Annotated in this window: 25 protein-coding genes; 7 read left to right on the top strand and 18 right to left on the bottom strand. The window is 68.2% G+C overall.

All coding sequences use genetic code 11. The features are described from left to right. Positions 1-3: 3 nt before the first annotated feature. The 7 genes from ACUDP5_RS25345 to ACUDP5_RS25315 form a co-directional block, all read right to left on the bottom strand. Entirely contained in the window at positions 4-1,662 is a 1,659-nt protein-coding gene (locus tag ACUDP5_RS25345) for a CYTH and CHAD domain-containing protein (protein ID WP_445657511.1), read from the bottom strand. Positions 1,663-2,241: 579 nt separating this feature from the next. Beyond that, a complete protein-coding gene (phnE, locus tag ACUDP5_RS25340; protein WP_263909719.1) occupies positions 2,242-3,066 on the bottom strand; it encodes a phosphonate ABC transporter, permease protein PhnE in 825 nt (274 codons plus the stop codon). After that, positions 3,063-3,926: a phosphonate ABC transporter, permease protein PhnE gene (gene phnE / locus ACUDP5_RS25335; protein WP_263909721.1), complete on the bottom strand. Its 864-nt coding sequence runs from the start codon at positions 3,924-3,926 to the stop codon at positions 3,063-3,065. Before phnE (ACUDP5_RS25335) ends, phnE (ACUDP5_RS25340) begins: the two co-directional genes overlap by 4 nt. Before the next feature lie 29 nt (positions 3,927-3,955). Continuing rightward, complete coding sequence (gene phnC / locus ACUDP5_RS25330; protein ID WP_263909723.1) at positions 3,956-4,726, bottom strand: phosphonate ABC transporter ATP-binding protein; 771 nt, start codon at positions 4,724-4,726, stop codon at positions 3,956-3,958. A 5-nt stretch (positions 4,727-4,731) separates the two neighbouring features. Then, positions 4,732-5,730, bottom strand: coding sequence for a phosphate/phosphite/phosphonate ABC transporter substrate-binding protein (gene phnD / locus ACUDP5_RS25325; protein ID WP_263909725.1), 999 nt, complete (start codon positions 5,728-5,730; stop codon positions 4,732-4,734). Positions 5,731-5,923: 193 nt separating this feature from the next. Next, positions 5,924-6,739 (bottom strand): IclR family transcriptional regulator, encoded by an 816-nt coding sequence (locus ACUDP5_RS25320; protein ID WP_445657510.1) that lies wholly within the window; start codon positions 6,737-6,739, stop codon positions 5,924-5,926. A gap of 10 nt (positions 6,740-6,749) precedes the next feature. After that, entirely contained in the window at positions 6,750-7,565 is an 816-nt protein-coding gene (locus ACUDP5_RS25315) for an HAD-IIB family hydrolase (RefSeq protein WP_263909729.1), read from the bottom strand. A gap of 147 nt (positions 7,566-7,712) precedes the next feature. Between ACUDP5_RS25315 and ribBA the strand changes: the two genes are divergently transcribed. From ribBA to ACUDP5_RS25285, 6 genes are all read left to right on the top strand, one after another. Further along, positions 7,713-8,888, top strand: a complete 1,176-nt coding sequence (gene ribBA / locus ACUDP5_RS25310) for a bifunctional 3,4-dihydroxy-2-butanone-4-phosphate synthase/GTP cyclohydrolase II (RefSeq protein ID WP_263909730.1) — start codon at positions 7,713-7,715, stop codon at positions 8,886-8,888. A 10-nt stretch (positions 8,889-8,898) separates the two neighbouring features. Next, positions 8,899-9,429, top strand: a complete 531-nt coding sequence (gene ribH / locus ACUDP5_RS25305; protein ID WP_006391339.1) for a 6,7-dimethyl-8-ribityllumazine synthase — start codon at positions 8,899-8,901, stop codon at positions 9,427-9,429. Then, entirely contained in the window at positions 9,398-9,889 is a 492-nt protein-coding gene (gene nusB / locus ACUDP5_RS25300) for a transcription antitermination factor NusB (RefSeq protein WP_025139473.1), read from the top strand. Before ribH ends, nusB begins: the two co-directional genes overlap by 32 nt. A 223-nt stretch (positions 9,890-10,112) precedes the next feature. Next, the gene (gene thiL, locus ACUDP5_RS25295) at positions 10,113-11,144 is read left to right on the top strand and encodes a thiamine-phosphate kinase (RefSeq protein ID WP_445657509.1); all 1,032 of its coding nucleotides are present in this window, start codon (positions 10,113-10,115) and stop codon (positions 11,142-11,144) included. 117 nt (positions 11,145-11,261) lie between these two features. Then, positions 11,262-11,768 carry a phosphatidylglycerophosphatase A family protein gene (locus tag ACUDP5_RS25290; RefSeq protein WP_445659215.1) on the top strand — a complete coding sequence of 169 codons (507 nt, stop codon included), beginning with the start codon at positions 11,262-11,264 and terminating at the stop codon, positions 11,766-11,768. Further along, complete coding sequence (locus ACUDP5_RS25285) at positions 11,765-12,331, top strand: CinA family protein (RefSeq protein ID WP_263909736.1); 567 nt, start codon at positions 11,765-11,767, stop codon at positions 12,329-12,331. The genes ACUDP5_RS25290 and ACUDP5_RS25285 overlap by 4 nt, the downstream gene beginning before the upstream one ends. 15 nt (positions 12,332-12,346) lie before the next feature. Here the strand turns inward: ACUDP5_RS25285 and pyrF are convergent, their stop codons facing one another. From pyrF to ACUDP5_RS25270, 3 genes are all read right to left on the bottom strand, one after another. Continuing rightward, the gene (gene pyrF, locus ACUDP5_RS25280; protein WP_025139477.1) at positions 12,347-13,165 is read right to left on the bottom strand and encodes an orotidine-5'-phosphate decarboxylase; all 819 of its coding nucleotides are present in this window, start codon (positions 13,163-13,165) and stop codon (positions 12,347-12,349) included. A 23-nt stretch (positions 13,166-13,188) separates the two neighbouring features. Then, positions 13,189-14,505, bottom strand: a complete 1,317-nt coding sequence (locus tag ACUDP5_RS25275) for an NAD(P)/FAD-dependent oxidoreductase (protein WP_445659214.1) — start codon at positions 14,503-14,505, stop codon at positions 13,189-13,191. A gap of 68 nt (positions 14,506-14,573) precedes the next feature. Then, entirely contained in the window at positions 14,574-14,972 is a 399-nt protein-coding gene (locus ACUDP5_RS25270; RefSeq protein WP_025139479.1) for a diacylglycerol kinase, read from the bottom strand. Positions 14,973-15,206: 234 nt separating this feature from the next. Between ACUDP5_RS25270 and ACUDP5_RS25265 the strand changes: the two genes are divergently transcribed. After that, positions 15,207-16,811, top strand: coding sequence for a mannitol dehydrogenase family protein (locus ACUDP5_RS25265; RefSeq protein WP_445657508.1), 1,605 nt, complete (start codon positions 15,207-15,209; stop codon positions 16,809-16,811). Positions 16,812-16,887: 76 nt separating this feature from the next. Here ACUDP5_RS25265 and ACUDP5_RS25260 read toward each other — a convergent pair whose 3' ends face one another. The 8 genes from ACUDP5_RS25260 to ACUDP5_RS25225 all read right to left on the bottom strand — a co-directional run bounded on the left by ACUDP5_RS25260 (position 16,888) and on the right by ACUDP5_RS25225 (position 24,949). Further along, positions 16,888-17,688 (bottom strand): ABC transporter ATP-binding protein, encoded by an 801-nt coding sequence (locus ACUDP5_RS25260; protein ID WP_445657507.1) that lies wholly within the window; start codon positions 17,686-17,688, stop codon positions 16,888-16,890. Further along, positions 17,685-18,488 (bottom strand): ABC transporter ATP-binding protein, encoded by an 804-nt coding sequence (locus tag ACUDP5_RS25255; protein ID WP_263909746.1) that lies wholly within the window; start codon positions 18,486-18,488, stop codon positions 17,685-17,687. The genes ACUDP5_RS25260 and ACUDP5_RS25255 overlap by 4 nt, the downstream gene beginning before the upstream one ends. Beyond that, positions 18,485-19,471 (bottom strand): branched-chain amino acid ABC transporter permease, encoded by a 987-nt coding sequence (locus ACUDP5_RS25250; RefSeq protein ID WP_445657506.1) that lies wholly within the window; start codon positions 19,469-19,471, stop codon positions 18,485-18,487. Before ACUDP5_RS25250 ends, ACUDP5_RS25255 begins: the two co-directional genes overlap by 4 nt. A 10-nt stretch (positions 19,472-19,481) precedes the next feature. Further along, the gene (locus tag ACUDP5_RS25245; protein WP_263909750.1) at positions 19,482-20,402 is read right to left on the bottom strand and encodes a branched-chain amino acid ABC transporter permease; all 921 of its coding nucleotides are present in this window, start codon (positions 20,400-20,402) and stop codon (positions 19,482-19,484) included. A gap of 54 nt (positions 20,403-20,456) precedes the next feature. After that, positions 20,457-21,632, bottom strand: coding sequence for an ABC transporter substrate-binding protein (locus ACUDP5_RS25240; protein ID WP_445657505.1), 1,176 nt, complete (start codon positions 21,630-21,632; stop codon positions 20,457-20,459). A gap of 54 nt (positions 21,633-21,686) precedes the next feature. Next, positions 21,687-22,688 carry an amidohydrolase family protein gene (locus tag ACUDP5_RS25235; RefSeq protein ID WP_445657504.1) on the bottom strand — a complete coding sequence of 334 codons (1,002 nt, stop codon included), beginning with the start codon at positions 22,686-22,688 and terminating at the stop codon, positions 21,687-21,689. Between the two features lie 133 nt (positions 22,689-22,821). After that, positions 22,822-23,373, bottom strand: coding sequence for a 3-hydroxyanthranilate 3,4-dioxygenase (locus ACUDP5_RS25230; protein ID WP_025139487.1), 552 nt, complete (start codon positions 23,371-23,373; stop codon positions 22,822-22,824). Positions 23,374-23,974: 601 nt separating this feature from the next. Beyond that, on the bottom strand, positions 23,975-24,949 hold the full coding sequence (locus ACUDP5_RS25225) for a LysR substrate-binding domain-containing protein (RefSeq protein ID WP_445657503.1): 975 nt from the start codon (positions 24,947-24,949) through the stop codon (positions 23,975-23,977). Between the last annotated feature and the right edge of the window lie 24 nt (positions 24,950-24,973).

Genomic DNA, 24,973 nt, shown 5'->3' with positions numbered 1-24,973 from the left:
GCCTTACTTCCAGAACGGCTTGCTGCCCGCCAGGTCGTCGAAGGCCTTTTGCGCATCGACGGCCAGTTCTTCCAGGCGAGCGCTGATCCAGCCCAGCGCAAACCAGGCTTGCGGATGCGTGACCGTACACGCTTCGTAGTAGTCCTTGGCGACGGCCAGGTCGTTGATTTCGCCCAGGATGTCCTGCACGCGCGACAGCAGCTTGCGATAGCCGCGCAGCTTGGCGGCGGGCAGCAGCGATTCGGCGAAGGCCAGGCTGTAGCGCAGGCGTTTGCCGCGCTTGCGCAGTTCGTGGCGGGTAGGGATGTCCAGCGCGGCGAACCGGGTGCCCTGGTCGGCCACCTTGCTGTGCCAGCGGTGCAGGCGCCGGGCGAGTTGCTTGTGCAGCCGCTGGGGGTCCGGCTCGGGCGTCAGCATGGGGATGATGGTGGGCTTGACGCTGGGGCCGGCAACGCCGCCTTGCAGGCGGATGGCGGGCTCGGGCGCGGCGTCGCTGGGCACGCCGTTGGCGACGGGCAGGCCGTCGGCCAGGGGGACGGCGGGCGGCACGTCCAGGCTCCATTCCAGCAGGTCCAGCAGCCAGGCCTGGAAGGCCTTGCCGCCGGCGATGGCGCGGGCGTCCTGTTCGGGCGGCGCGGCTTCCATGGGAATGACGGGCATGCCGGCGCGCATCAGGGCAGGGGCGACGGTTTCGTTCAGGACGTCCTGGTCGCGGTTGGCGCCGAAGGCGGCGAAGTGCGCGCGCACGCCTTGCAGCAGGGCATCGGGCACGGGGGCGATCCAGCCGTCGAAGAGTTTCCAGCCGGAGCGCAGGCGGCGGATGCCGACGCGCAGCTGGTGCACGTGTTCGGAGTTGCCGGCGCGGTAGACGCCTTCGGTGTCGACTTCGGCCAGCACGGCGGCGTTACGGGCGATCTGGTCGAGGCATTCGGCGGCGATGCGGCCCATGGCCTGGGGCGCGGTCATGTCGTCGCGCAGTTTGACGGAGGCGGCGCCGCGGGGGGGCCAGAAGAGGGCGATGGCGCGGGCGCGGCGGGCTTCGAGGTCGTCGCCGGGAATGGCGTCGACGTCGGCCAGGCGCTGGGCGAGCTGGGCGAGGGCGTCGCCGCGTTCGGATTTGCTGCGCGGGTCGAGGACAAGGCCGTGGCGCTGCTGCCAGCCGCGGGCGACGGCGAAGATGGCGGCGGGGCGGCCGGAGACGAGTTCGAATTCGAGTTCGGAGATGGGTAGTTCCAGGGCGCCGGCGCGCAGGATGCCGGTGTCGTAGGCGAGTTCGACGGTGCCGTAGCGGGTGCGGACTTTGCGCAGCATGCGCTGGACGTCGGTTTCGTAGCGCAGGCCGAGTTCGCCTTTGATGGCGGCCAGGGCGGCTTCGACCTCGGTGGCGGCGTAGACGGACAGGTCCAGGACGGGGCCGGGGCGGGGGTGGTTCAGTTCGATGCGGGTGATGGCGTTGATGCCGGGCATCTTGAGGGTCTGGACCCAGTCGCGGCCTTCCTGGCGCAGGCGGATGGCGATGCGGGCCCGGGCGAGTTCGCGCTCGGGGGTGTCGAAGTACATGGCGTGCAAGCGGATGCGGGTCGCTTCACGTTGCTTGACCTCTCGAAGCACGGCCTGGCGGGACGCCGTGGGCACGTGCAGCTTCAATTCCTGTTCCGACATGGCGGGGGTGTCCGACGGCAAAAGCCGAGATCTTAGTCAATCGGAGGGGGGTTTTTGATGACGGGTCATATTTTGTTCACATTGAGCTTAGACGGGGTTGCGGTGTGTCAACAAGGGGGGCTTGGGGGGTTCTTGAGCCGCGCGTGGCGGGGCAGGCGGGTGAGGGCGGGGCTACGATTGCGGTCCGGAGCCTTCGCTCCGGACTGCCCCGTGCTCATCCTCGTCACCGCCTTCGGCGGTTCCTTCGGATTCCGCCGGGCGCATCTACACGCCCCGCCCTCACCCGCCTGCCCCGCCACGCGCTCTTGATGAGGCTTAGTCACGGGCCCTGGGGCGGGGGGGTGCTTGGCGTTTTTGTTGACGGCACCTTGGGGATGGAGGATTTTGCGGGGCCCGCCTCGCGCCGGCCGCGCGGGCGGCCTTGCGAGGCTTACGCGGTGTCTTGCGTCGTGGGGTGACGCTGCGCGCTTGCCGGGAGGGTGGGTCGGCAAGCTGGGGTTTGATCGGGGGGGCGTTTTGCGCAAAAAAAACCGCCCGTTTCCGGGCGGCGCAAAGGAACGTTCGAAGCGCTGTATTCGGTCAGAGGATGCGTTTGCGGGCTTGGGTGATGATCACTTCGGCCAGCACCACCACCACGAAGATGGCGGCTAGCACCAGGGCCACGCGGTCCCACTGGAAGAGGTTCAGCGCGGTGTCCAGGGCCATGCCGATGCCGCCGGCGCCGACCAGGCCGAGGACGGCGGATTCGCGGACGTTGATGTCCCAGCGCAGCAGCACGATGGACCAGAAGGCGGGGCGGATCTGGGGCCAGTAGGCGTACCAGATGACCGAGGCCTTGCTGGCGCCGGTGGCGGTGACGGCTTCGATGGGGCCGCGCTGGGCTTCTTCGATGGCTTCGCCGACCAGCTTGCCGACGAAGCCGATGGAGCGGAACGCGATGGCGAGCGTGCCGGCCAGGGCGCCGGGGCCGAAGATGGCGATGAAGAGCAGGGCCCAGACCAGCGAGTTGACCGAGCGGCTGGAGACGAGGATCAGCCGGGCCAGCATGTTGATGGTTTTGCTGGGGGTTAGGTTGTTGGCCGCGAGCAGGCCGACGGGGACGGCCATGAAGACGGACAGGATGGTGCCCAGGGTGGCGATGTGCAGGGTCTCGATCAGGGCGTTGTGGACGCCGCCGGGGTAGTAGGCCCAGTCGACCGGCCACATGCGCTGGAACAGGTCGGCCATCTGTTCGGGCGCGTCGTAGAGGAACTCGGGGATGACCTCGACGCCGCGGATGGCCTGGACGATGGCGGCGACGACGAGCAGGTAGAGGGCGAAGCGCAAGAGGCGCTGGCCCAGGCTGTAGCGTTGCCAGACGCGGGGCGCGGCGGTGTCGCGCAAGGTGGGGGCGTGGGCGTTCATTGGTCTGCCTCCGCCTTGTTGACGACGGGCTTGGCCGTCCTGGGCTGGCTGGAACCGATGCCGCGGGCGCCGGCGAAGCGGCTTTGCAGGATGCGGTCAAAGCCCAGGTTGTCCAGGAAGACGGCGCGCACGAAGCCGGCCAGGATTTCGCCGAGCATGATGATGGCGATGAGGGTGAGCAGGATGGCGCTGACGAAGTCGTAGTCAAAGCGCTGGAACGCCGAGAACAGCGTGCCGCCCACGCCGCCGGCGCCGACGATGCCGACCATGGTGGAGTTGCGCAGGTTGGAGTCGAACTGGTAGGTGGCAAAGCCGATGAAGCGGGCGAACACCTGGGGCAGCACGCCGAAGACGATGACGTTGGCGAACGAGGCGCCGGTGGCGCGCACGGCTTCGACCTGCTTGAGCGAGATTTCCTCGATGGCTTCGGTGAAGAGCTTGCCGATGAAGCCGATGGAGGCGACGGTCAGGGCCAGGATGCCGGCCAGGGCGCCGAAGCCGACGGCCTTGACGAACAGGATGGCGACGATGACGGGGTGCAGGGCGCGGCACAGGGCGACGAGCGAACGTGCGGGCCAGGAGACCCAGGCGGGCATCATGTTGCGCGCGCCGAGCAGGCCGACGGGCAGCGCCAGGAAGATGCCCAGCACCGAGGCGAGCACGGCGATTTCCAGGCTTTCGGCGATGCCTTTCCACAGCGTGGCGGGCTTTTCGAAGTTGGGCGGGAACATGCGCGCCAGGAAGGTGGACGCGTGGCCCATGCCGGACTCGAAGCGGCTCCAGCTGAAGTCCAGCTGGGCAGCGGCGTAGACGGTGTAGAGCACCAGCAACAGCAGGCCGGCTTTCGCGCGGCCGGACATGGCGAAGGGGCGCGGGCCCCGGGGATGCGTTATTCCAGCCAAGACTCGCCTCCGTAGATGGTCTTGAGCATGGCGGCATCCAGGCCGCGGCCGTCGCCGTCATAGACGACGTGGCCGCCGGACATGCCGACGATGCGGCTGGCGTAGCGGCGCGCCAGTTCGACGTCGTGGATGTTGACGATGACGGGGATGCCGGTGGCGTTGCCCTGGGCGGCCAGCAGCTCCATGATTTCGACCGAGGTCTTGGGGTCGAGCGACGAGGTGGGCTCGTCGGCCAGCAGCAGCTGCGGGCGTTGCATCAGGGCGCGGGCGATGCCCACGCGCTGGCGCTGGCCGCCAGACAGGGCGTCGGCGCGCTGGTCGGCAAAGCCGGCCAGGCCGACGGTATCCAGCAGCGAATAGGCGTGCTCGATGTCTTCGGCTTCGAAGCGGCGGGTCCAGGCCTTGAAGGCGCTGGTGTAGCCCAGTCGTCCGGTCAGCAGGTTTTCCATGACGGTCAGGCGTTCGACCAGGTTGTATTCCTGGAACACCATGCCGATGCGCCGGCGTGCGCGGCGCAGCGACGCGCCGCGCACCCGGGCGAGATCGACGGCGCCGTCGCCGGCTTCCAGCACGATTTCGCCGCGGGTCGGCTCGATCAGCCGGTTGATGCAGCGCAAGAGCGTGCTCTTGCCGGTGCCGGACGGCCCGATGATGGCGGTGAGGCCCTGGCCTGCAATCTGCAGGTCGATGCCGTTCAGTACCGGCCGGCCGGCCCGGTATTCCTTGACCAGGCCGGAAATGCGTAGCGACGTCGTCATGCTGATTACTTCTTGCTCTTGGCGGATTCGCGGTCGTAGGCGGCGCGGTTGAAGCTTTCGCCACCGGATTCGGCGACCTGGCGCACGATGGCCCAGTCCTTCTGGTAGGTCACCGGGTAGAAGCGGTCGGCGCCGTCGAAGGCCTTGGACATCTCGGCCGGGAAGCGGTAGTCGTAGAAGCACTTGAGCATCTGGTCACGGAACTTCGGCTCCAGGTCATGCGCGTAGGCGAACGACGAGGTGGGGAATTTCTCGCTCTTGTAGATGACGCGGAAATCGGCTTCCTTGACCTGGCCGCGTTCGACCATGCGCTTGAACACGTCGGAGGCGACGGCGGCAGCGTCGTAGTCGCCGGAGTTGACGCCCATGACGGACTGGTCGTGCTTGCCGGAGAAGACCACCTTGTAGTCCTTGTCGGGCGTCAGGCCTTCCTTGGGGAACAGCGCCACGGGCGCCATGTGGCCGGAATTGGACGAGGGCGCGGTGTGCGCGAGCTTCTTGCCCTTCAGGTCGGTCAGCTTCTGGTAGGGGCTGTCTTTCTTGACGATGACGATCAGGTTGTAGCCCTGGAAGCCGTCGGCGTAGCCCTTGACGGCGAACGGCACGGCGCCGGCGATGTTCACGGCGAAGGCGGTGGGGCCGGTGGAAAAGCCGCCCACGTGCAGGCGGCCCGAGCGCATGGCTTCGATTTCGGCGGCGTTGCTCTGTACCTGGTAGAACACCACGCGCTTGCCGGTGCATTCGGACAGGTGCTTGGTGAACGGCTTGAAGATGTCTTCGTACACCGCCGGGTCTTCGACCGGGGTGTAGGTGAAGACCAGCGTCGACGGCGTTTTCTGCTTGGACGCGTCGGTGGGTGTGTCGGCCACCAGGTTCTTGTCGGCGTCGCAATACATCTGGTCGAGGTCGCCCCGGTTGGGGCAGGTGTCGGCGGCCTGGGCGGCGGACGCCCCGAAAGCGAACGCGGCCAGCGAGGCCGCTTGCAGTAGACGCAGAGCGCGCATCGTATGTCTCCTCTTATGGGTATGAATATGACTAGTAACTGAATTCAAACATACGTGGGCAGGACGCGCACTCGGGAAAGTCCCTGCCTTTCTTTTCGAGTTTTGTTCGTTTTGTTCGCTATGCGTTCGTTTTTGCGCGAAAAAAAGCCCCCGGACGGGCGTCCGAGGGCCTTGTTGCCTGCGCGGACACCGGTCAGGCCCGGTAGCCCAGCTTGCGTGAAATCTCGTGGGCGCAGGCCAGCAGCGGACGGGCGATGGCGCCGTCCCAGGACACGTCGAACAGCCCGGTGGGGCCCAGGCTGGTCAGGGCCAGCACGATGTTGCCGGTGTTGTCGAAGACGGGCACCGACAGTGCGTCCACGCCTGGCAGCGGGTTGCCTATCGCACGCGCCATGCCGTGCACGCGGATGTCGGCCAGTTGCGCATCGATATTGGCGCGGCTGGCCTTGCGCGGGGGCGGCACGCTGGCGATGACGGCCGTGTCGCCTTCTTCGCGGGCAATGTAGTGCTCGCTGACCTTGGGCGGCAGCCAGGCCGCGAACACCAGGCCGGTGGCCGTGTGCAGCATGGACATGACCGTACCCTTGCGCATGTTCACGTGCACCGGGTAGCTGGCTTCGGTCATGTGGATCATGGTGGGGCCGTGCGAGCCCAGCACCGCGATGCCCAGGGTGTGGCCGATCTCGGATTGCAGCTTGGCGATCTCGGGCATGGCGATGCGCACCGGGTCCAGCCGTTGCAGGCTGACCAGGCCCATCTGCAGGGCGAAGGGGCCCAGTTCGTACTGGCCGGTGATGCTGTCCTGCTGTACCAGGCCGACGCGGATGAAACTGACCAGGTAGGGGTGGGCCTTGGCCGACGTCATGCCGGCGCCGGCGGCCAGGTCGCGCAGGGTCAGCGGCTTGGCCGCATCGACCAGCGCGGCCAGCAGCGGCACGCCCACTTCGATGGACTGGATGCTGCGGCGGCCGTCGTTGGCGGCCGGGGCGGGTGTCTTGGCGGTGGCCACGGTGCGCGCCTTATGCCGTCAGCGCGCGCGGGGCGCGGGCGGCCAGCAGGCGATCGGCCATTTCCTTGAAGCCGCCGCCGCCATGGAAGGCGGCCACATACGCGGGCCGGTGCGTCAGGCGGTGCAGCTGCGACTGGATGTTGGCCACGCCGACCGAGACGGGGAAGAACGCGAACATGGGTTCGTCGTTGGGCGAGTCGCCGATGAACAGGGTGCTGTCCAGCACGTGGGCCACGTCCAGGCCGAATTCGCGCTGGAACAGGGTGCGGGTCATGGTGAGTTTGTCGTAGTCGCCGAACCAGCCGTTGACGTGGATGGAACTGACCTTGGCCTGGGCGCCGGCGTCCTGGAAGATCTGGACGATGCGGCCGATGTCGGCCTCGGGCAGGGCGGGCACGTCTTCGCAGAAATCGATGGCCAGGTCGGCCACGCGGTAGTCCTGGTCGCTGGCCACGGCGGCGCCGGGCACTTCGGCCAGCACGCGGTCGCGGATGGCGTCCAGTTGCTTGCGGCTGGCCTGGCGCGAGGCCGCGTCGGTCCAGTAGTGGGTGGTCATGCGACGGGCCTGGCGGTCGTAGGCGTAGTAGAACGCGCCGTTTTCGCCGACCACGGCGCGCACCGGCCACATGCGGGCGATGTGGTCGCACCAGCCGGCCGGGCGGCCGGTGATGGGCACGACCTGGATGCCGGCCTGTTCCAGGCGTTCGAGCGCCGCGTAGGCGTCGGCCGGCAGGCGGCCATCGGTGGTCAGCGTGTCGTCGATGTCCGTCAGTACGACGCGTATCCCCGCCGCGACGTTCAAAGGCATGGCCGCAAGGGCTTGCATGGCGTTTTTCCTTGGTTTTATAGGGTGTTCTCCGGGCGAAAGTTTAACCGGATGGCCCTGTTTGGGCGGGCCCGTCGCACCCCGGTAGGGGTTCTGGCGCCGGGGGCGGTAAAATCCGGGCTTTCCTGCCTGGTTTACGCGTCCGCCATGTCCGTCCAGTTGTCCTCCTTGCCCGGCTCCGAGCCGGAATCCTTCGATATTGCCTCGGTCGCCGAGATCATCGCCGAGCTGCGCGCCGGCCGCATCGTCATCCTGGTCGACGAAGAAGACCGCGAAAACGAAGGCGACCTGGTCATGGCCGCCGAATTCGTCACGCCCGAAGCCATCAACTTCATGGTCACCCACGGCCGCGGCCTGGTGTGCCTGACCCTGACCGAAGACCGCTGCCGCCAGCTGGACCTGCCGCTGATGGCCGCCCGCAATGGCACGCGATACGGCACCAATTTCACGCAGTCGATCGAAGCCGCCGAAGGCGTCGAAACCGGTATTTCGGCCGCCGACCGCGCCCGCACCATCCAGGTGGCGGTGGCGCGCGACGCCAAGCCGTCCGACCTGGTCCAGCCCGGCCACATCTTCCCGGTGCGCGCCGTGCCCGGCGGCGTGCTGGTGCGCGCCGGCCACACCGAAGCCGGCTGCGACCTGACCGCCATGGCCGGCCTGACCCCGGCCGCCGTCATCTGCGAAATCCTCAAGCCCGACGGCACCATGGCGCGCCTGCCCGACCTGGTCGAATTCGCCCGCGAACATGGCCTGAAGATCGGCACCATCGCCGACCTGATCCAATACCGCAGCGAGCACGAATCCATCGTCAAGCGCGTGGGCAAGCGGCCCATGCAGACCGCCTGGGGCGTCTTCGAGGCCGTGGCCTACGAAGACGCGGCCACCGGCTCGGCCCATCTGGCGCTGGTGCATGGTACCGTGACGCCGGACGTCGAAACGCTGGTGCGCGTGCACGAGCCGGCCTCGGTGCTGGACGTGCTGGACACCGGCGCCAGCCCGCACAGCTGGGGCGTGGCGCAGGCCCTGCAGACCATTTCCCAGGCGCCGGCCGGCGTGCTGGTGCTGATGAATTGCCAGTCGTCCACCGAACATCTGTTTGCGCAGATCGCGGGCTGGAGCGACCCCAAGGCCAATGCCAACCCCGCCAACGCCGACCGGTTCGGCCTGCGCACCTACGGCATCGGCGCCCAGATTCTGCGCGACCTGAACGTGGGCCAGATGAAGCTGCTGGCCCGTCCGCGCAAGATGCCCAGCATGGCGGGCTTCTCGCTCACCATTACGGGTTACGATTGCGACCCTCTGCATACTCCCGCAACACACTGAAGGCCGACACATGAACCCTTACATCCTTACCCCCGACCTGAACGGCGAAGGGCTGCACATCGGCATCGTACGCGCCCGCTTCAATGAAGAAATCGGCCAGGCCGAACTCGAAGCGTGCCTGAAGGAACTGGCCGAACTGGGCGTGGACGAGCGCGACGTGATGGTCGCCACCGTGCCCGGCGCCCTGGAACTGGGTGTGGCCCTGTCGCACATGGCCGAAACGTTCGAATTCGACGCCCTGATCGCGCTGGGCGCCGTCATCCGCGGCGAAACCTATCACTTTGAAGTGGTCAGCAATGAAATGGCCACTGCAATCACCCGCATCTCCCTCGAAACCGGCATTCCGGTCGCAAACGGCGTGCTGACCGTGGACACCGACGAGCAGGCGCAAGCCCGCGCCGCCGGCAAGGGCCGCGACTGCGCGCAGGTGGCCGTTGAAATGGCCAACCTGGTCGCGGCGCTGGAGCCCGAGGAAGAAGACGAAGACGACGAAGACGAGGACGAAGATTTTGACGACGAAGAAGACGACGACCAGCGCTGATAGCGCGGCGCAAGCCCGCGCCAACGCGCGCAGCGCACGCCGCCGTGCACGCGAATTCGCGTTGCAGGGCGTTTACGCGTGGCTGCTGCGCGGGGGCCAGGGCACGCAGGACGCCGGCGAGATCGACGCCCATCTGCGCGACACCGAGGATTTTTCCGAGGCCGACGCCCAGTGGTTCAAGACCTTGCTGCACGGTGTCCTGCGCGAAGCGCCCACGCTGCGCGAGCGGTTCACGCCCTACGTCGACCGCCCGCTGGCCGAGTTGTCGCCCGTCGAACACGGCATCCTGCTGATCGGCAGCTTCGAACTGATTCATCACGTCGAAGTACCGTACAAGGTTGCCATCAACGAAGCCGTGGAGCTTGCCAAGTCGTTTGGCGGCACCGATGGCTTCAAGTTCGTCAACGGCGTGCTCGACAAGCTGGCTGCCGACGTGCGCGCGCACGAAATCAAGAGGTAGTTTCCACCCCCCCGAAGCGCTGCGCGCTTCCCCCCCAGGGGGGCGCCGCAGCGGACCGGCGGAGCCCGGATCCGCGCGGCCCGGGTCTGGGGAGACCCGTTTTTTGGGGGGGCGTGCATCCCTGGGGGCTTGCTTCCCGTCCCTTGCTGGAGCGGTCCTCCCTTTGGAACGTGGCTCCGGTGTGGGAGTCAATACCGGCGCTGCGCCGGACTGCGGAGTTGCCGTGGCGTCCGAATTCGACCTGATCGCGCGCTATTTCACGCGCACCGCTCCGACCGGCCTGCTGGGCGTGGGCGACGACTGCGCGCTGTTCCCTGTGCCGCCGGGCGAGCAGGTGGCCACCAGTACCGATCTGCTGCTGGAAGGCCGGCATTTCTTTCCCGACGTTGATCCCAAAGCCCTGGGGCACAAGGCCCTGGCCGTGAACCTGTCCGACCTGGCCGCCATGGGCGCGCGCCCCATCGGCTGCGTGCTGGGGCTGGCGCTGCCCAGGCTGGATGAACCGTGGCTGGCCGCCTTTGCCGAGGGCTTTCATGCGCTGGCCGCTGCCCACGGCTGCCCGCTGATCGGCGGCGACACCACGCGCAGTTCCCATGACCTGGCCATCAGCGTGACCGTGTTCGGTGCGGTGCCCGCGGGCGCCGCCTTGCGCCGCGACGCGGCGCAGGCCGGTGACGACATCTGGGTGTCGGGTGAATTGGGCGCTGCTGACGTGGCGTACCGGCTGCTGGACGGCCAATACCCGACCGCCCCCGATCGCCTGGCCGCCACCCGTGGCGCGCTGGAGTGGCCCGAACCGCAGGTGGCGCTGGGCCTGGCGCTGCGTGGCATCGCGCATGCCGCCATCGATATTTCCGACGGCTTGCTGCAGGACCTGGGCCATATCCTGACGGCCAGCCGGGTGGCTGCGGTGCTGCATGAGGATCGCATGCCGGTCGCCGCCGCGCTGGCCGGCCTGCCGGTCGATGCGCAGCGCCGCGCGGTGCTCGGCGGTGGGGATGTCTACCAGCTTTGCTTTACGGCGCCTGCTGCCGGCCGCGCCGCCGTGCTGGCCGCGGCGCAAACGGCGGGGGCGCGGGTCAGCAGGGTGGGCGAGGTCGTGGCGCAAGCGCCGGTTCCTCCGCCTACCCAAGCCCAGCCTTCCGGTCAGTCCACGGCCCAGCCCCAAGCGCGACCCCGCCTGACGGTGTTGGACGCCGCCGGCCAGCCGCTGGCGCAATTGCCGGCGGGTTTCGATCACTTCCCTGCAGGTTGACGGGACGCGGTTGCCGCCATCATCTCTCGCTGCCGCATTCCAGCCACCTCGCCTCAACCTCTACCCATCCCCGCGACCTCCCAACCCATGCCGTCTTCCTCCCCCCGTTCCCCGTCGATGCGCGAGCGCTCGCGCGCCGTGTACCCGTCCCTGGCCTGGGTGTGCCGTGATCCGGGTCGGCTGATCGCCTTTGGCCTGGGTAGCGGCCTGGTGCGTCCCGCATCGGGCACCTGGGGCACGTTGCTGGCCTGGGCCATCTGGGTGGCGGCCGCGCCCGCCGCGTCCGACCTGGCCATCGGCGTCTTCCTGGCGCTGGCCTTTCTTTACGGCTGCTGGGCCTGCGACCGCGTGGGTCGCGAACTCCAGCAGCCCGATCATGTCGGAATGGTGTGGGACGAGATGGTGGCCTTCTGGCTGGTGCTGTGGCTGACGCCGGCCGGCCTGTTGTCGCAGGCCTTGGCGTTCGTGCTGTTTCGCACGTTCGACATCGTCAAGCCGCCGCCCATCGAGTTCTTCGACGCCCGCCTGAAGGGCGGCTTTGGGGTAATGTGGGACGATATCGTCGCGGCCGGATATGCCTTGCTGATCATGGCGCTGGTCGTGCGCACAGGAGTCTTGGGATGAACCAGCAATACGAAAGCACGCGGTCCAATCTGTCAGCCGAACAACTGGCGCACGCCACGTCGCTGGGCCTGGCCGAGCGGGTGGGCGATACGCTGCGGCGCCAGGGCCTGGTCATGGCAACGGCCGAATCCTGCACCGGCGGCCTGCTGGCGGGCGCGGTGACGGCGGTGGCCGGGTCCAGCGAATGGTTCGACCGGGGCTTCATCACCTACAGCAACGAGGCCAAGGTGGCCGAGTTGGAGGTTTCGCCCGACGCCTTGCATCACTTTGGCGCGGTGAGCGAACCGGTGGCGCTGGAAATGGCCAACGGCGTGCTGCTGGCGGCGCCTGCTGCCCAGGTGGCGGTATCCACCACCGGCATCGCCGGCCCGGGCGGGGCCACGCCGGGCAAGCCGGTGGGCATGGTGTGCTTTGGTTTTGCCATGCGGGTAGGCGAGGGCATCAGCAGCCGCGCGGTGACCCATGTGTTTCCTGGCGACCGGGCGCAGGTGCGCCAGGCGGCCGTGGAATTCGCGCTGCGCGGCGTCTTGGAATTGCTGGGCGCGCCGGTCAACCGGCGCTGAGCCGCAGCGTGCCGATCAACGTACCGCGTTGATCGCGTCGCGCAGGCCGCGGGCGGCCTGGCCGGCGGCGTCGCGCCAGTCGTCGCCGCCGCTGGCGTAGATGATGGCGCGCGACGAGTTGATCATCATGCCGCTGCGCGCGGCGTTGGCACCGGCGTTGACCGTGGCGGTGATGTCACCGCCCTGGGCGCCGATGCCGGGCACCAGCAGCGGCACCGCGTCGCCGATGCGCTGGCGCACGGCGGCCAGCTCGTTCGGGAAGGTCGCGCCCACCACCAGGCCGCATTGGCCGTTGGCATTCCATTTGTCGGCCACCAGCCCCGCCACGTGCAGGTAGAGGGGTTCGCCGTTATCCATTTTCAGGAATTGCAGGTCGGAGCCGCCGGGGTTGGACGTGCGGCACAGCACGATCACGCCGCGGTCGCGCCAGGCCAGGTAGGGCTCGACCGAATCCAGGCCCATGTAGGGGCTGACGGTCAGGGCGTGCGCCTGGTAGCGCTCGTAGGCTTCGCGGGCGTAGTTTTCGGCGGTGGAGCCGATGTCGCCGCGCTTGGCGTCCAGCACGATGGGCAGGTCGGGGTGCTTGTCGCGGATGTGCTGGCACAGGGCTTCGAGCTGGTCTTCGGCGCGGTGGGCGGCGAAGTAGGCAATCTGGGGCTTGAAGCTGCAGGCGTACGGCGCGGTGGCGTCGACGATGTCGCGGCAGAACTGGAAGATCGCGTCGGGCTTGTCCTGCAGTTCGCGCGGGAAACGCTGCGGATCGGGGTCGAGCCCGACTTGCAGCAGCGAGTTGCGGGAGGTCCAGGCGTGTTCGAGTCTTTGGAGGAAATTCATGGGGGAGTGATTATTAACAGGCCCTAGTGCAGTTTGACCCGGGGACGCGTGCGCCGCATGAGCAGGCGGGCCAGGGCCAGGGAGGCGGTGCGCGAGATGCCCAGCACCGCTTTGTGGTGCATCAGGTGCAGGCTCATGTACATCAGGCGCGCCAGTGTACCGCTTACGAAGAGGCCCCGTCCGGCCAGCTTGCCCATCAGGCTGCCCACGCCGGCGTCCTGGCCCAGCGACACCAGCGAGCCGTGGTCTTCGTAGACGTAGGGCGTGGTGGGTTCAGCCGTGCCGCGCAGGCGGGCGGTGATTTTCTTGGCCAGGTAGTCGGCCTGCTGGTGGGCGGCCTGGGCGCGGGCGGGCACCGTGCGGCCGTCGCGCCAGGGCGCGGCGCAGCAGTCGCCCAGCGCCAGGATGTGCGGGTCGGTGGTTTCCAGGCGTTCGTTCACTTCGACCTGGCCCAGCTTGTTCAGGGGCAGGTCCAGGTCGGCCAACAGCGCCGGGCCCTTGATGCCCGCCGCCCACATGCAGAGCTGGGCGGGGAAGGTACGGCCGTCGGCGGTCTTGACCGAATCGGCGGTGACTTCGGACACGCGGCAGGCGGTTTCGACGCGGATGCCGAGTTCGGTCAGGCGGGTGGTGGCCGCGGTGGAGATCTTTTCGGGCAGCGCCGACAGGATGCGCGGCGCGCCTTCGACCAGCGTGATGGCCAGGTCGCGTTCGGCGCGGAAGTTCGGCAGGCCGTAAGCACTGACGACGTGGCTGGCTTCGGTGAGTTCGACCGCGAGTTCGACGCCGGTGGCGCCGCCGCCGACGATGACGAGATCGAGGCGGGCGGACGGATCGCGCACCTTGGCCTGGTCGACCAGCGCCATGGCCTTGAGCATGGTCAGGCGGAACTGCTCGGCGTTTTCGGTGGTGTCCAGCGTCACGGCGTGGTCGGCCGCGCCGGGGGTGTTGAAGAAGTTGGACGTGCTGCCCAGGGCCAGCACCAGGGTGTCATAGGCCAGCTCGCGGCGTGGCAGGACTTCCTGGCCTTGGGAATCGGACACCGGGTCGACGGTGACCAGGCGGCGCTCGCGGTCGACGCCGACGAGCCGGCCCTGCGCGAACGAAAAGCCGTTCATGTGCGCCAGCATCAGGTAGGACAGGCCTTCCTGGTGGATATCAAGCGTGCCGGCCGCCGCTTCGTGCAGCGACGGCTTCCAGATGTGGAACGGACGGCTGTCGACCAGGGTGATGTGCTGGCGGCCGTGGATGCGGCCGAGCTTGGCGGCAAGTTCGAGGCCGCCGGCACCCCCGCCGACGATGACTATGCGTTCCGGGGAAGCGGGCTTGGTGTTGGGCATCATGGCTCCCAGTATAGAGGCGCCGGTACGGGCGCGGGGGCCGGGGCGGGCAAGCCGGCGTCCGACTTTCAGTGCATGACGAACCGGCTGACGGCCACGCCGACCCACACGGCCACCGTGAACAACAGCAATAGCATAACGGCGGCGCTGCCCAGGTCCTTGGCGCGGCCCAGCAGCGGGTGGGTATCGACCGACAGCGCATCGGCCAGCGCCTCGACTGCGGAATTGAGCAATTCCACCGCCAGCACCAGGATCACGGTGCCGATCAGGAAGAAGACTTCGACCGTGGTGCGCCCCAGGAAGAACGCGGCGGGGATGAGCAGCACGGCCAGCGCCAGTTCCTGGCGGAAGGCGGCCTCGTACTTGATCGCGGCCTTCAGGCCCTGCAGCGAATAGCGCAGCGCGTTCAGGATGCGGCGCAGGCCGCCGGTGCTTTTATAGGGCGAGTGGTGCGGATTCGTGGACATGGGGGTGCGTAATAAGGCCGGGGGTGGCGGCTTTTTAACAGATATGGATTGCCACCGTGGTTCGGACTTGCGGTCTTGCGGCCGCTGCCGTCACGGAACGCGTTTTGACGTAATACTACGTTACGTTTTGCCTTCGCCGCAGCCATACGATACGCTGGCGCGAATTCCCACCCACGCGCCCGTCTGCTGGCCTGTCGGCAGACGCACCACGGCGACTTTTTGGCACTGCAATCCATGCTCGAACGTTTGAATACGGAGTCGTTGACGCGTCTGCCCGCAGACGTGGAGAAACCCGCCTATGACCGCAGCCGGCTCACGCCGGGCATCGTGCACCTGGGGTTGGGGGCGTTTCACCGGGCGCACCAGGCGGTGGCCACCGATCTGGCCATGGCCGCCAGCCAGGACTTGTCGTGGGGCATCCTGGGGGTGTCGCTGCGCAGCGCCGCCACGCGCGATGCGCTGGCGCCGCAGGACGGGCTGTATACGCTGGCGTTGCGCGACAGCGCGCCAGACGGCGAGCCGCGCGAACAGTTGCGCGTGGTCGGGGCGGTGCAGCGCGTGATGGTGGCCGAGGAAGACCCCAACGCGGTGCTTGAGCGCATCGCTTATCCGCAGACCCGCATCGTCAGCCTGACGATCACCGAGAAGGGCTACAGCCACGAGCCGGCCACGGGCCACTTGCGCTGGGACGACCCGGACATCCTGCACGACCTGGACAACCCGATTCGGCCGCGCAGCGCGATCGGCCTGTTGGTCTACGGCCTGGCGCTGCGCCGCGAGCGCGGCCTGCCGCCGCTGACGCTGCTGTCCTGCGACAACCTGCAGGCCAACGGCGACACCCTGCGCAGCTTGGTGCTGGCCTTTGCGCTGCGCATCGACGTGGGGCTGACCGGCTGGATCGACAAGCACTGCACGTTCCCCAATTCCATGGTCGACCGCATCGTGCCGACCACCCGCGACGAAGACCGCGCGCGCATCGCGCAGCGGCTGGGCGTGGAAGACGCCTGGCCGGTGGTGGGCGAGCCCTACCTGAACTGGGTAATCGAAGACAGATTCGCCGCCGGTCGCCCCGCCTGGGAGGCCGCGGGCGTGACCTTCGTGGCCAACGCCGCGCCCTACGAGCGCCTGAAGCTGCGCATGGTCAATGGCCCGCATTCGGCGCTGGCCTACCTGGGGGGCCTGCTGGGCATTGCCACGGTCGGCGAGGCGGCCGCGCTGCCGGCGCTGCGCGATTTCGTGGACGACCTGATGCGCTGCGAGATCGCGCCGACGCTCAAGGGCATTCCGGACGTGGGGCTGGAAGGCTACCGCCATCGCTTCCTGGCGCGCGTGGCCAATCCCGCCTTGCCGCAGTGGACGCGGCAGATCGCCACGGACGGCTCGCAGAAGCTGCCGCAGCGCTTGCTGCCGACCATTCGTGAACGCCTGCGTGGTGGCGACGACATTCGCCGGCTGACGCTGGTGGTGGCTGCGTGGCTGCACTATCTGCGCGGCCAGGACGAGACGGGCGCACATCATGCCATCCAGGACCCCCTGGCCGCGCCGTTGGCCAAGCTGCTGGCGCGGGCCGACGTGGCGGCGCGCGCCTCGGCGCCGAGCCAGGCCGCGCATCGCCGCGCCATGGTGCTGGCAGGTTATCGGCCCGTGTTTGGCGACCTGGGCAAGAAGCCGGTGTTCATCGCCGCGCTGGCCGCGCAGCTGGAAACGCTGCGCGAGCATGGCGTGCTGCATGCACTGCAGGCGGTCGCGCACGAGCCGGAAGCTGCGGCCCCGATCCCGGACGAAAGCGAAGCCGCCGTGGCGGCATCATTGCGCGAGCCGGCCGGCGTCGGCGCCTGAACGGCGGCCCTCTGTGCGACGCATCGGGCGCTTGCAGGCGCCCGATTTTTCTTGGGGCACACTGCGTCCCTGGCCGCTACACCCCCAGGTATTGCAGCAGGCGCGGTTCGTCGTCGATGAAGGCCTGCGAGGTGCCCGTCCAGGCCACGCGGCCCTTTTCCACGATGGCATGCCGATCGGCCGTGGCCAGCAGCGGCTCAAGGTTCTTGTCGATGCACAGGACCGCCAGGCCGGTGCGCTTCAGGCTTTCCAGCGCCTGCCAGATTTCCTCGCGCACCACCGGCGCCAGGCCTTCGGTGGCTTCGTCCAGGATCAAGAGGCGCGGGTTGGTGAGCAACGCCCGGCCGATCGCCAGCATCTGCTGTTCGCCGCCCGACAGATGGCTGCCCAGGTGGCGCGCGCGTTCGCCCAGCCGTGGGAACAAGGCGTAGACCCGGTCCAGCGTCCAGGGGGCCGCCAGGCCCTGGCGATTGTGGGCGGTGGCGACCAGGTTTTCGCGTACCGACAGATTGGGGAACACGTGGCGGCCTTCGGGCACCAGGCCGATGCCGCACTGCGCCACCTTGTACGAGGGCAGCGGCGTGATGTCGCGGCCGTCGAACGCGATGGCGCCACGGCTGGCGCGGTTCAGGCCCATGATGGCTTTGACGGTGGTGGACTTGCCCATGCCGTTGCGGCCGAGCAGCGTCACGAATTCGCCGGGTCCGATGTCCAGGTCGATGCCGAACAGCGCCTGGCTGGCACCGTAGTGCGCGGTGACGCCGCGCAGTGACAACAAGGGGGCCGGGCGGTCGCTGCGGGGTCCGGCTTGCGATGCGCGGGCAGCCGGGTCGCCGATCGCTGCGCCATTCACGAGACTGCCTGGCACGCGGCTCATGCGGCGGCTCCCGTCGCGGCCTGTGCCTGGGCCGCTTGCGCACGGCGGCCGGCGTGGCCCCGTTCGCTGCCCAGGTAGCATTCGCGCACCTGCGGATCGCGGCGGATGTCGTCGGCGTTGCCGCAGGCCAGGGCGCGGCCATACACCAGCACGGTGATGCGGTCGGACAGGGCAAAGACGGCTTGCATATCGTGTTCCACCAGCAAGATGGTGTATTGCCCGCGCAGCCGTTGCAGCAGCCGCGTCATGGCTTCGGATTCGTGCTGGCTCATGCCCGCCATGGGCTCGTCCAGCAGCAACAGGGTGGGCTGGCACGCCAGCACCATGGCCAGCTCCAGCTGGCGCAGCTCGCCGTGCGCCAGTTCGCCGGCCGGGGTGTTGGCGCGGGCGGCCAGCCCGGCCAGTTCCAGCGCCTGGTGCGCCGGATCGCGCAGCGCGGGCGTGGCCAGCACCGGCCGCCAGAAACGAAAGCTGTGGCCGCGCCGCGCCTGCACCGCCATGATGACGTTTTCCAGAGCGGTGAAGGGCTTGAACACGGAAGTGATCTGGTACGAACGCGCCAGGCCGTGGCGTACGCGCTTGTCGACCGGCATGCGGGTCACGTCCAGCCCGTCGAGCAGCACGCGGCCGCCGTCGGGCCGCAGTTCGCCGCTCAATTGGCCGATCAGCGTGGTCTTGCCGGCGCCGTTGGGGCCGATGACGGCGTGCAGTTCGCCGCTGGGCACGTCCAGCGACAGGTCGTCGGTGACGGTCAGGCCGCCGTAGCGCTTGACCAGGTTTTCCACGCGCAGGGTGCTCATCGCGGTGCTCCGGTGGGGCGCGGCGTGGGCCGCAGGCCGCCCAGGCGCCAGGGCTTGGCTGACAGGCCGCCATACAGGCCGCGGCGCGACACCAGCACCACGCCCACGATCATTAGACCCATCAGCAGCATCCAGTGGTCGGTCAGCAGCTTCAAGCCCTCTTCGAGCAGCAGGAACGCCAGGGCGCCGGCGACGGGGCCGAACAGCGTGCCCAGGCCGCCCAGCGCCACCATCACGATCAGTTCGCCCGACGTTGTCCAGGCCAGGTAGGACGGCGATACGTACAGCGTCAGGTTGGCCAGCAGCACGCCGGCCACGCCGCACACCATGGCCGAAATCACGTAGGCCGCCAGCCGGTAGCGCAGCGTGGCAAAGCCCAGCGCGCGCATGCGCCGCTCGTTGGCCTGACAACCGCGCAGCGCCATGCCGAAGGGCGCGTGCACCAGCCGGTGCAGCGCACCCAGCGTGCACAGCAGCACGCCTAAGGCGGCGATGTACAGCGCCAGCGGCGTATCCAGCCGGAACAGGCCGAAGTCGCTGCCCGAGAACAGCGACATGCCGTCGTCGCCGCCAAAGCCTTCCAGCCCCGTCGCCAGGAAATAGAACATCTGCGCGAAGGCCAGGGTGATCATGATGAAGGCGATGCCGGACGTGCGCATCGCGACGTAGCCGCTGACCACCCCGACCACGGCGCACCCGCCCAGCGCCGCCGCCAGGTGCAGCCAGCCGTTGTCGATGCCGTAGTGGTTCAGCACGCCCACGGCATAGGCGCCCAGTCCCAGGTACAGCGCATGGCCGAAGCTGACCATGCCGCCATAGCCCAGCAGCAGGTTCAAGGCCAGCGCCGCGATGCCGTACACCAGCACGCGGCCGAACAACGCCAGCAGGAAGGGCTCGCCTTGCCACTGCGCATACAGCGGCACCAGGGCCAGGACCAGCAACAACAGGCCGGCGGCCAGTTTGCGCGCAGAGAGTTCAAGCATGGTGCGCCCCTTATCCGTGCCGTACGGGAAACAGGCCTTGCGGCCGCAGCGCCAGCACCAGCGCCATGACGATATAGATCAGCATCGATGCGATCGCCGGGCCGGCCGCGTTGGCGGCGGCGGGCGACAGCGCCGCGCGCAGCAGGGCCGGCAGCAGCGCGCGGCCCAGTGTGTCGATCAGCCCTACCATCAGCGCGGCCAGGAAGGCGCCGCGCACCGAGCCGATGCCGCCGATGACGATCACCACCAGCGTCAGGATCAGGATCGGTTCGCCCATGCCGGTCTGCGCCGACAGGATCGGCCCGGCCATCAGCCCCGCCACGCCGGCCAGCACCGCGCCCAGCACGAACAGCAGCGTATTCAGCCGCGCGATGTTCACGCCCAGTGCACCCACCATCATGCGGTCGGTCGATCCCGCGCGGATCAGCATGCCCAGCCGGGTACGGTGGATCAGCACGTAGCAGCCCGCGGCCACCGCCAGGCCCGCCACGATGATGAGAAAGCGGTAGAGCGGATACGTGACGCCCAAGAGGTCGATGGTGCCGGACAGCCACGACGGCAGTCCCATGCTGATGGGCGCGGGCCCCCAGATGATGCGCGTGAGCTCGTTGAAGAACAGGATGAAGCCGAAGGTGGCCAGCACCTGGTCCAGGTGTTCGCGCGGATACAGCCGCGCCAGCGCGATGCGGTCCAGCAGCAGCCCCAGCAGCGCCATGCCGGCCACCACGGCGGCGGCCGCCAGCAGGAACGAGCCGGTGTGGCGGAACACGGTGGCCGCGATGAAGGCGCCCATCATGTACAGCGAGCCGTGGGCAAGATTGATGAAGTTCATGATGCCGAACACCAGCGTCAGGCCGGCGGCCAGCAGGAAAAGCAGGATACCCAGTTGCAGGCCGTTCAGGGCCTGTACCAGCAGCAGCGTCGCGGACATGGAGCCTTACCTCTCATCTGCCTCGGCGGCCCGGTTGCGCGGGCCGCCAGGGCTTCATTTCATGACGCACTGCGTGGCGTACTGGTCCGATACCTTGGACAGGTCGGGAAAGATGGGGCCCTTGTTGACGAAGCCCACCTTGCCGTCCGCGCCCTGCGCCACGTCGGCACGGAAGAAGCCGGCCACCGGGAAGTGATTCGGCTGGTAGCGGAATTCACCGCGCACCGATTGGAAATCGGCGGCTTCCAGCGCGCGGCGCAGCGCGTCCTTGTCGTCGACCTTGCCGCCGGTGCGCTTGAGCGCCGATCCGATCAGCTGGGCCGCATCCCACGATTGGGCGGCATAGCTGGAGGGCTCGCGACCGTATTTCTGCCGGAACGCGGCCGCAAAGGCCTTGTTGGCGGGGTTGTCCAGGTCGGGCGAATAGGGCACGTTGGTGACGGCGCCCAGGGCGTCCTGTCCCAATGCAGGCAGGGTGGCGCCGTCGATGGTGTCGACCGACAGCAACGGGATCTTGCCGAACAGGCCCGCCTGGCGGTACTGCTTGACGAAGTTCACGCCCATGCCGCCGGGAAAGAACACGTAGGCCGCGTCGGGTTTGGCGTCGGCCAGGGCGGCCAGTTCCACCGAGTAGTCGGGCTGGTTCACCTGGGTGAAGACTTCGTTGACGACTTCGCCCTTGAAGAAGCGCTTGAAGCCGGCCATGGCGTCCTTGCCGGCCTGGTAGTTGGGCGCCAGCAGGTAGACCTTCCTGAAGCCCATCTGGTTGGCCATTTCGCCGCTGCCTTCGTGGCGCTGCGTGTTGTTCCACGAGCTCGAAAAAAAGAAGGGCGAACAGTCCTTGCCGGCCAGGTTGGTGGGGCCGGCGTTCGAGCCCACCAGGAACACGCCGGCACTGGTGACGGGCCGGGCCACGGCCAGCATCACGTTGGAATACACCACGCCGGTGATGATCGGCACCTTGTCGCTTTGCACCAGCTTGCGCGCGGCCTGCACGCCGACTTCGGGCTTGAACTGGTCGTCTTCCTTGATGACCTGCACGGGCACGCCGCCCAGCTTGCCGCCGCCTTGCTCCACGGCCAGCATGAAGCCGTCGAGCTGGTCCTGCCCCAGCACCGAGCCGGGACCGGTCAAGGTGGTGAGCAGGCCGATCTTGACGTCGGCCCAGGCGGGCGCGCCGTGGGCCAGGCCCAGGGCCGCCAGGGCGGCCAGCAGATGGATGCGTTTCATGGTGATTCCCCTTGCGTTGCCGTGTCTCACGGTCATGTGGTGACGATGCGGCGTTCAGCGGCCCAGGCCGAAGAACGTCACGGTGTTGCCGAACAGAATCTTTTGCTGCACGGCCGGCAGCAGGTCTGAGTGCGCAACCAGCTTGCCGACTTCCTGCTCGCCCAGCGGATACGGGTAGTCGGACCCCAGCAGCACGCGGTCTTCGCCCATGACGTCGATCAACAGGCGCAGCGAGCGCGGGTCGAACACGGCGCTGTCGACGTAGAAGCGGTCGGTGTAGGACGAAGGCAGTTGCGGGCAGTCTTGGCGGATGATGTCGCGATGGCGCCAGGCGTTGTCGACGCGGCCCAGCAGAAAGGCAAAGCTGCCGCCGCCGTGGGCAAAGCACAGCTTCAGGCTGCGCGGAATGCGCTCGAAGGCGCCGGACAGGATCAGCGACAGGATGCCGAGCTGCGTTTCGGCTGGCATGGCGACCAGCCAGGGCAGCATCCATTTCTTCATGCGGCCGTCGGTCATCATGTCCCAGGGGTGCACGAGCACCGGGATGTCGTCGTGGGCGCAGTGCACCAGGAACTGCACCAGCGTGTCGTCGTCCAGGTCGCGCGGGCCGACGTGGTTGCCGATCTGCACGCCCAGGTGGCCGGCGGCGCGGGCGCGCGAGGCTTCGCGGCAGGCCAGGTCCAGGTCTTGCAGCGGCACCTGGGCCAGGGCCTTCAGGCGGGCGGGGGCGTGGGCGCAATGTTCCAGCGCCAGGTCATTCATGCGGGCGGCCCAGTCGGCCGCGGCCTGGGCCGGGTAGGTGTAGCCGAACATGACGGGGGTGGCGCACAGGATCTGCACGTCAACGCCGTGGCGATCCATCTGCGCCACGCGCAGGGCCGGATCCCACAGGGTAGCGTCGACGGGGCGGAAAGGGCGGTCACCGGCCATGATCTGGCCAGTGGCACCATCGCCGTCGCGCCTCAGCCAGGGGGCGTTGACGGGGTCGAGCGCGGCCGCTTCCTGCCGCGTGATGGGCGGAAAGAAGTGGGCGTGCATGTCGATTTTCTGGGTCATGGGCAAGGCGTGCAAAAGGCGTGGGATGAAGGCGGCTTGTCGCGGGTTGGGCAACGGGATGCGCGAGGGCAAGCGCGGATCAGGCAAGCGGCTGTCGTTCAACAGACAGCCAGGGTCAAACCAAGGCGCGGGGTCAGGCGGGCGCGGGCTGCGTGGCCGGGGCCTGCGCCTTGCCGGGGTGGATGGCGCCGCAGCCGGGGCAGGTGCGTTTCTGTTCACTGCCGTAGAAGCCCTGGAACAGGGGCGGCAGGTCGGTGACGATGCTTTTCAGTTGGACTTCGACGCGGTGCACCAGGTGGCCGCAGTGGGGGCAATACCACTCGAAGCCGTCGAGCAGGCCTTGCGGGCGCTGGCGTTCGATGACCAGACAGGCGCTGTCGGTTTCAGGGCGCTGGGGGGAGTGGCGCACGTGGGGCGGCAACAGGAAGATGTCGCCTTCCTTGAGGTCGACGCGTTCGGGCTTGCCGTCGATCCACAACGAAAGCCAGGCGTTGCCGCGGACCTGGTAGAAGAATTCTTCCAGCGGGTCGTCGTGATAGTCGGTGCGGTGGTTGGGGCCGCCGACGACGGTGACGATGAAGTCGGCGTCCTGCCAGATCTGCTGGTTGCCGACGGGGGGCTTGAGCAGGTGGGCGTGGTCCTGGATCCAGCGCTGGAAGTTCAGGGGTGGGCCGTAGGCGGGCATGTCGATCTCCGGGAGCTTGGGCTGGCTTTGATGATGGGAGTCTAGGCGGGTGGGGGGGCGGGGGGACAATAGAAATTGTGTGATCAGATATGCGGGTTATCTATCGCGGGGTTTCCCTTAGGGGTTCTTTTGGGGCTTTCCTTTATTGCTTATGTGGTTGTTGGTGATTGCTAATGTGATAGTTGGATTGCTGATGGTGGGGTGGGTTCTTAAGTCGCGCGGCGTCGTGGCGGGAGGCGAACGCGGGGCTACGATTGCGGTCCGGAGCCTTCGCTCCGGACTGGCCTCGGCGGCCCCCCCTTTGTCATCGTCGTTGTCGCCTTCGGCGACTGCCTTCCGATTCCCTCGGGCGCAATCTACACGCCCCGCGTTCGCCTCCCACCACGACGCCGCGCTGGCGTTGGGATCAGCTTTACGGGTGGGTGGATAGCGGATGGTTGGGGGGGGCGTTGCGGCGGTGGGGGGAAAGCGAGGGGGCGGGGCGGTGGCGGGCTTCGCCCGCCGTTGTGGGGGGTAGGGGCTTGTGTGGCGCGTTTGGGATGGCGGCTGAAGTTGGCTTGGCGACTGCTTGTGTGTGCCTGGCGGTGGGTGGCTTGGCCGTCTATTCGGCTGTTGGTGTTGGGGCGCGTTGTGCCGTGATTTGCTTCAGGTAGTCCACCAGTCTTTGGCAGGCGGGGGTCAGGGGGCGGTCGGCGCGGATGGAGTAGCCGACGTCGCCGAAGGTGCCGAAGACGGTGGTGGGCAGGCGGGCCAGCAGGCCCATGGCGAGGAATTGGGCGGCGGCGTCGTAGGGGATCAGGGCCAGGGCGTCGCTGTGCATCAGGATGCCGATGTTGGTCAGGAGCGAGAGCGACTCTACGTGGCGGGCGGGCAGGCGCAGGCCGGCGTCGAAGAAGGTGCGTTCTATCGAGGCGCGCAGGGGCGAGGTGGGGGCGGGCAGGATCCAGATGTGGTCGATCAGGTCGGGCAGGGCGATCTGCGGGGCGCGGGCCAGGGGGTGCTGGGCGCCGACGACCAGGCACAGGTCTTCGCGGTAGAGCTTGTGGTGGTCGACGGCGACGCCGGAGATCGAGGCCATGTCGGGGCCGGGCAGGCGGCCGACGACGATGTCGACGTCGCCGGTGGCCAGGGCGGGCAGGAGCTGGGCCGAGGGGCCTTCGCGGACGGTGACCTGGATGCCGGGGTGGTCGGTCATGAGGCGGGCGATGGCTTCGGGCAGCAGCTTGGCGGACGCGGCGATCAGGGTGCCGACGACGACGTGGCCGCTGGCGCCGCCCAGGACGGCGTCGATGTCGTCGGCCATGTAGCGGATCTCGGCCATCATGGCGTGCACGCGGCGGCCCAGGACCAGGGCCAGTTCGGTGGGGGTGACGCCGCGGTTGGAACGTTCGAACAGGGTGGCGCCGAAGAAGGCTTCCAGGTCGTGGATGGCCTTGGTGACGGTAGGCTGGGTCAGGTGCAGTTCGCTGGCGGCGCGCGACAGCGAGCGGCGCGCCAGCACGCGTTCGAAGATCTGCAGCTGGTGCAGTTTCAGCTTGTGGCTGAGCGCGTTGGGCGTGATGCGGAAGTTCGACATGCGCGCGGCCGTCCCGGCGGGGCG

It is taken from the genome of Achromobacter sp. NCFB-sbj8-Ac1-l (genome assembly GCF_052695805.1).
This window is presented reverse-complemented; position numbering and strand designations above follow the sequence as displayed.

Excerpts from the sequence above, each read along its gene's own strand:
- phnE (WP_263909721.1), bottom strand. The coding sequence starts at position 3,926 with ATGTCCGGCCGCGCGAAAGCCGGCCTGCTGTTGCTGGTGCTCTACACC.
- ACUDP5_RS25265 (WP_445657508.1), top strand. The coding sequence starts at position 15,207 with ATGCTCGAACGTTTGAATACGGAGTCGTTGACGCGTCTGCCCGCAGAC.
- ACUDP5_RS25255 (WP_263909746.1), bottom strand. The coding sequence starts at position 18,488 with ATGAGCACCCTGCGCGTGGAAAACCTGGTCAAGCGCTACGGCGGCCTG.
- phnC (WP_263909723.1), bottom strand. The coding sequence starts at position 4,726 with ATGACGACGTCGCTACGCATTTCCGGCCTGGTCAAGGAATACCGGGCC.
- ACUDP5_RS25285 (WP_263909736.1), top strand. The coding sequence starts at position 11,765 with ATGAACCAGCAATACGAAAGCACGCGGTCCAATCTGTCAGCCGAACAA.
- ACUDP5_RS25290 (WP_445659215.1), top strand. The coding sequence starts at position 11,262 with ATGCGCGAGCGCTCGCGCGCCGTGTACCCGTCCCTGGCCTGGGTGTGC.
- ACUDP5_RS25250 (WP_445657506.1), bottom strand. The coding sequence starts at position 19,471 with ATGCTTGAACTCTCTGCGCGCAAACTGGCCGCCGGCCTGTTGTTGCTG.
- ACUDP5_RS25315 (WP_263909729.1), bottom strand. The coding sequence starts at position 7,565 with ATGCAAGCCCTTGCGGCCATGCCTTTGAACGTCGCGGCGGGGATACGC.
- ACUDP5_RS25260 (WP_445657507.1), bottom strand. The coding sequence starts at position 17,688 with ATGAGCCGCGTGCCAGGCAGTCTCGTGAATGGCGCAGCGATCGGCGAC.
- pyrF (WP_025139477.1), bottom strand. The coding sequence starts at position 13,165 with ATGAATTTCCTCCAAAGACTCGAACACGCCTGGACCTCCCGCAACTCG.
- ACUDP5_RS25225 (WP_445657503.1), bottom strand. The coding sequence starts at position 24,949 with ATGTCGAACTTCCGCATCACGCCCAACGCGCTCAGCCACAAGCTGAAA.
- phnD (WP_263909725.1), bottom strand. The coding sequence starts at position 5,730 with ATGCGCGCTCTGCGTCTACTGCAAGCGGCCTCGCTGGCCGCGTTCGCT.
- ACUDP5_RS25230 (WP_025139487.1), bottom strand. The coding sequence starts at position 23,373 with ATGCCCGCCTACGGCCCACCCCTGAACTTCCAGCGCTGGATCCAGGAC.
- phnE (WP_263909719.1), bottom strand. The coding sequence starts at position 3,066 with ATGAACGCCCACGCCCCCACCTTGCGCGACACCGCCGCGCCCCGCGTC.
- ACUDP5_RS25345 (WP_445657511.1), bottom strand. The coding sequence starts at position 1,662 with ATGTCGGAACAGGAATTGAAGCTGCACGTGCCCACGGCGTCCCGCCAG.
- ACUDP5_RS25245 (WP_263909750.1), bottom strand. The coding sequence starts at position 20,402 with ATGTCCGCGACGCTGCTGCTGGTACAGGCCCTGAACGGCCTGCAACTG.
- ribBA (WP_263909730.1), top strand. The coding sequence starts at position 7,713 with ATGTCCGTCCAGTTGTCCTCCTTGCCCGGCTCCGAGCCGGAATCCTTC.
- ribH (WP_006391339.1), top strand. The coding sequence starts at position 8,899 with ATGAACCCTTACATCCTTACCCCCGACCTGAACGGCGAAGGGCTGCAC.
- ACUDP5_RS25275 (WP_445659214.1), bottom strand. The coding sequence starts at position 14,505 with ATGCCCAACACCAAGCCCGCTTCCCCGGAACGCATAGTCATCGTCGGC.
- ACUDP5_RS25270 (WP_025139479.1), bottom strand. The coding sequence starts at position 14,972 with ATGTCCACGAATCCGCACCACTCGCCCTATAAAAGCACCGGCGGCCTG.
- ACUDP5_RS25240 (WP_445657505.1), bottom strand. The coding sequence starts at position 21,632 with ATGAAACGCATCCATCTGCTGGCCGCCCTGGCGGCCCTGGGCCTGGCC.
- ACUDP5_RS25235 (WP_445657504.1), bottom strand. The coding sequence starts at position 22,688 with ATGACCCAGAAAATCGACATGCACGCCCACTTCTTTCCGCCCATCACG.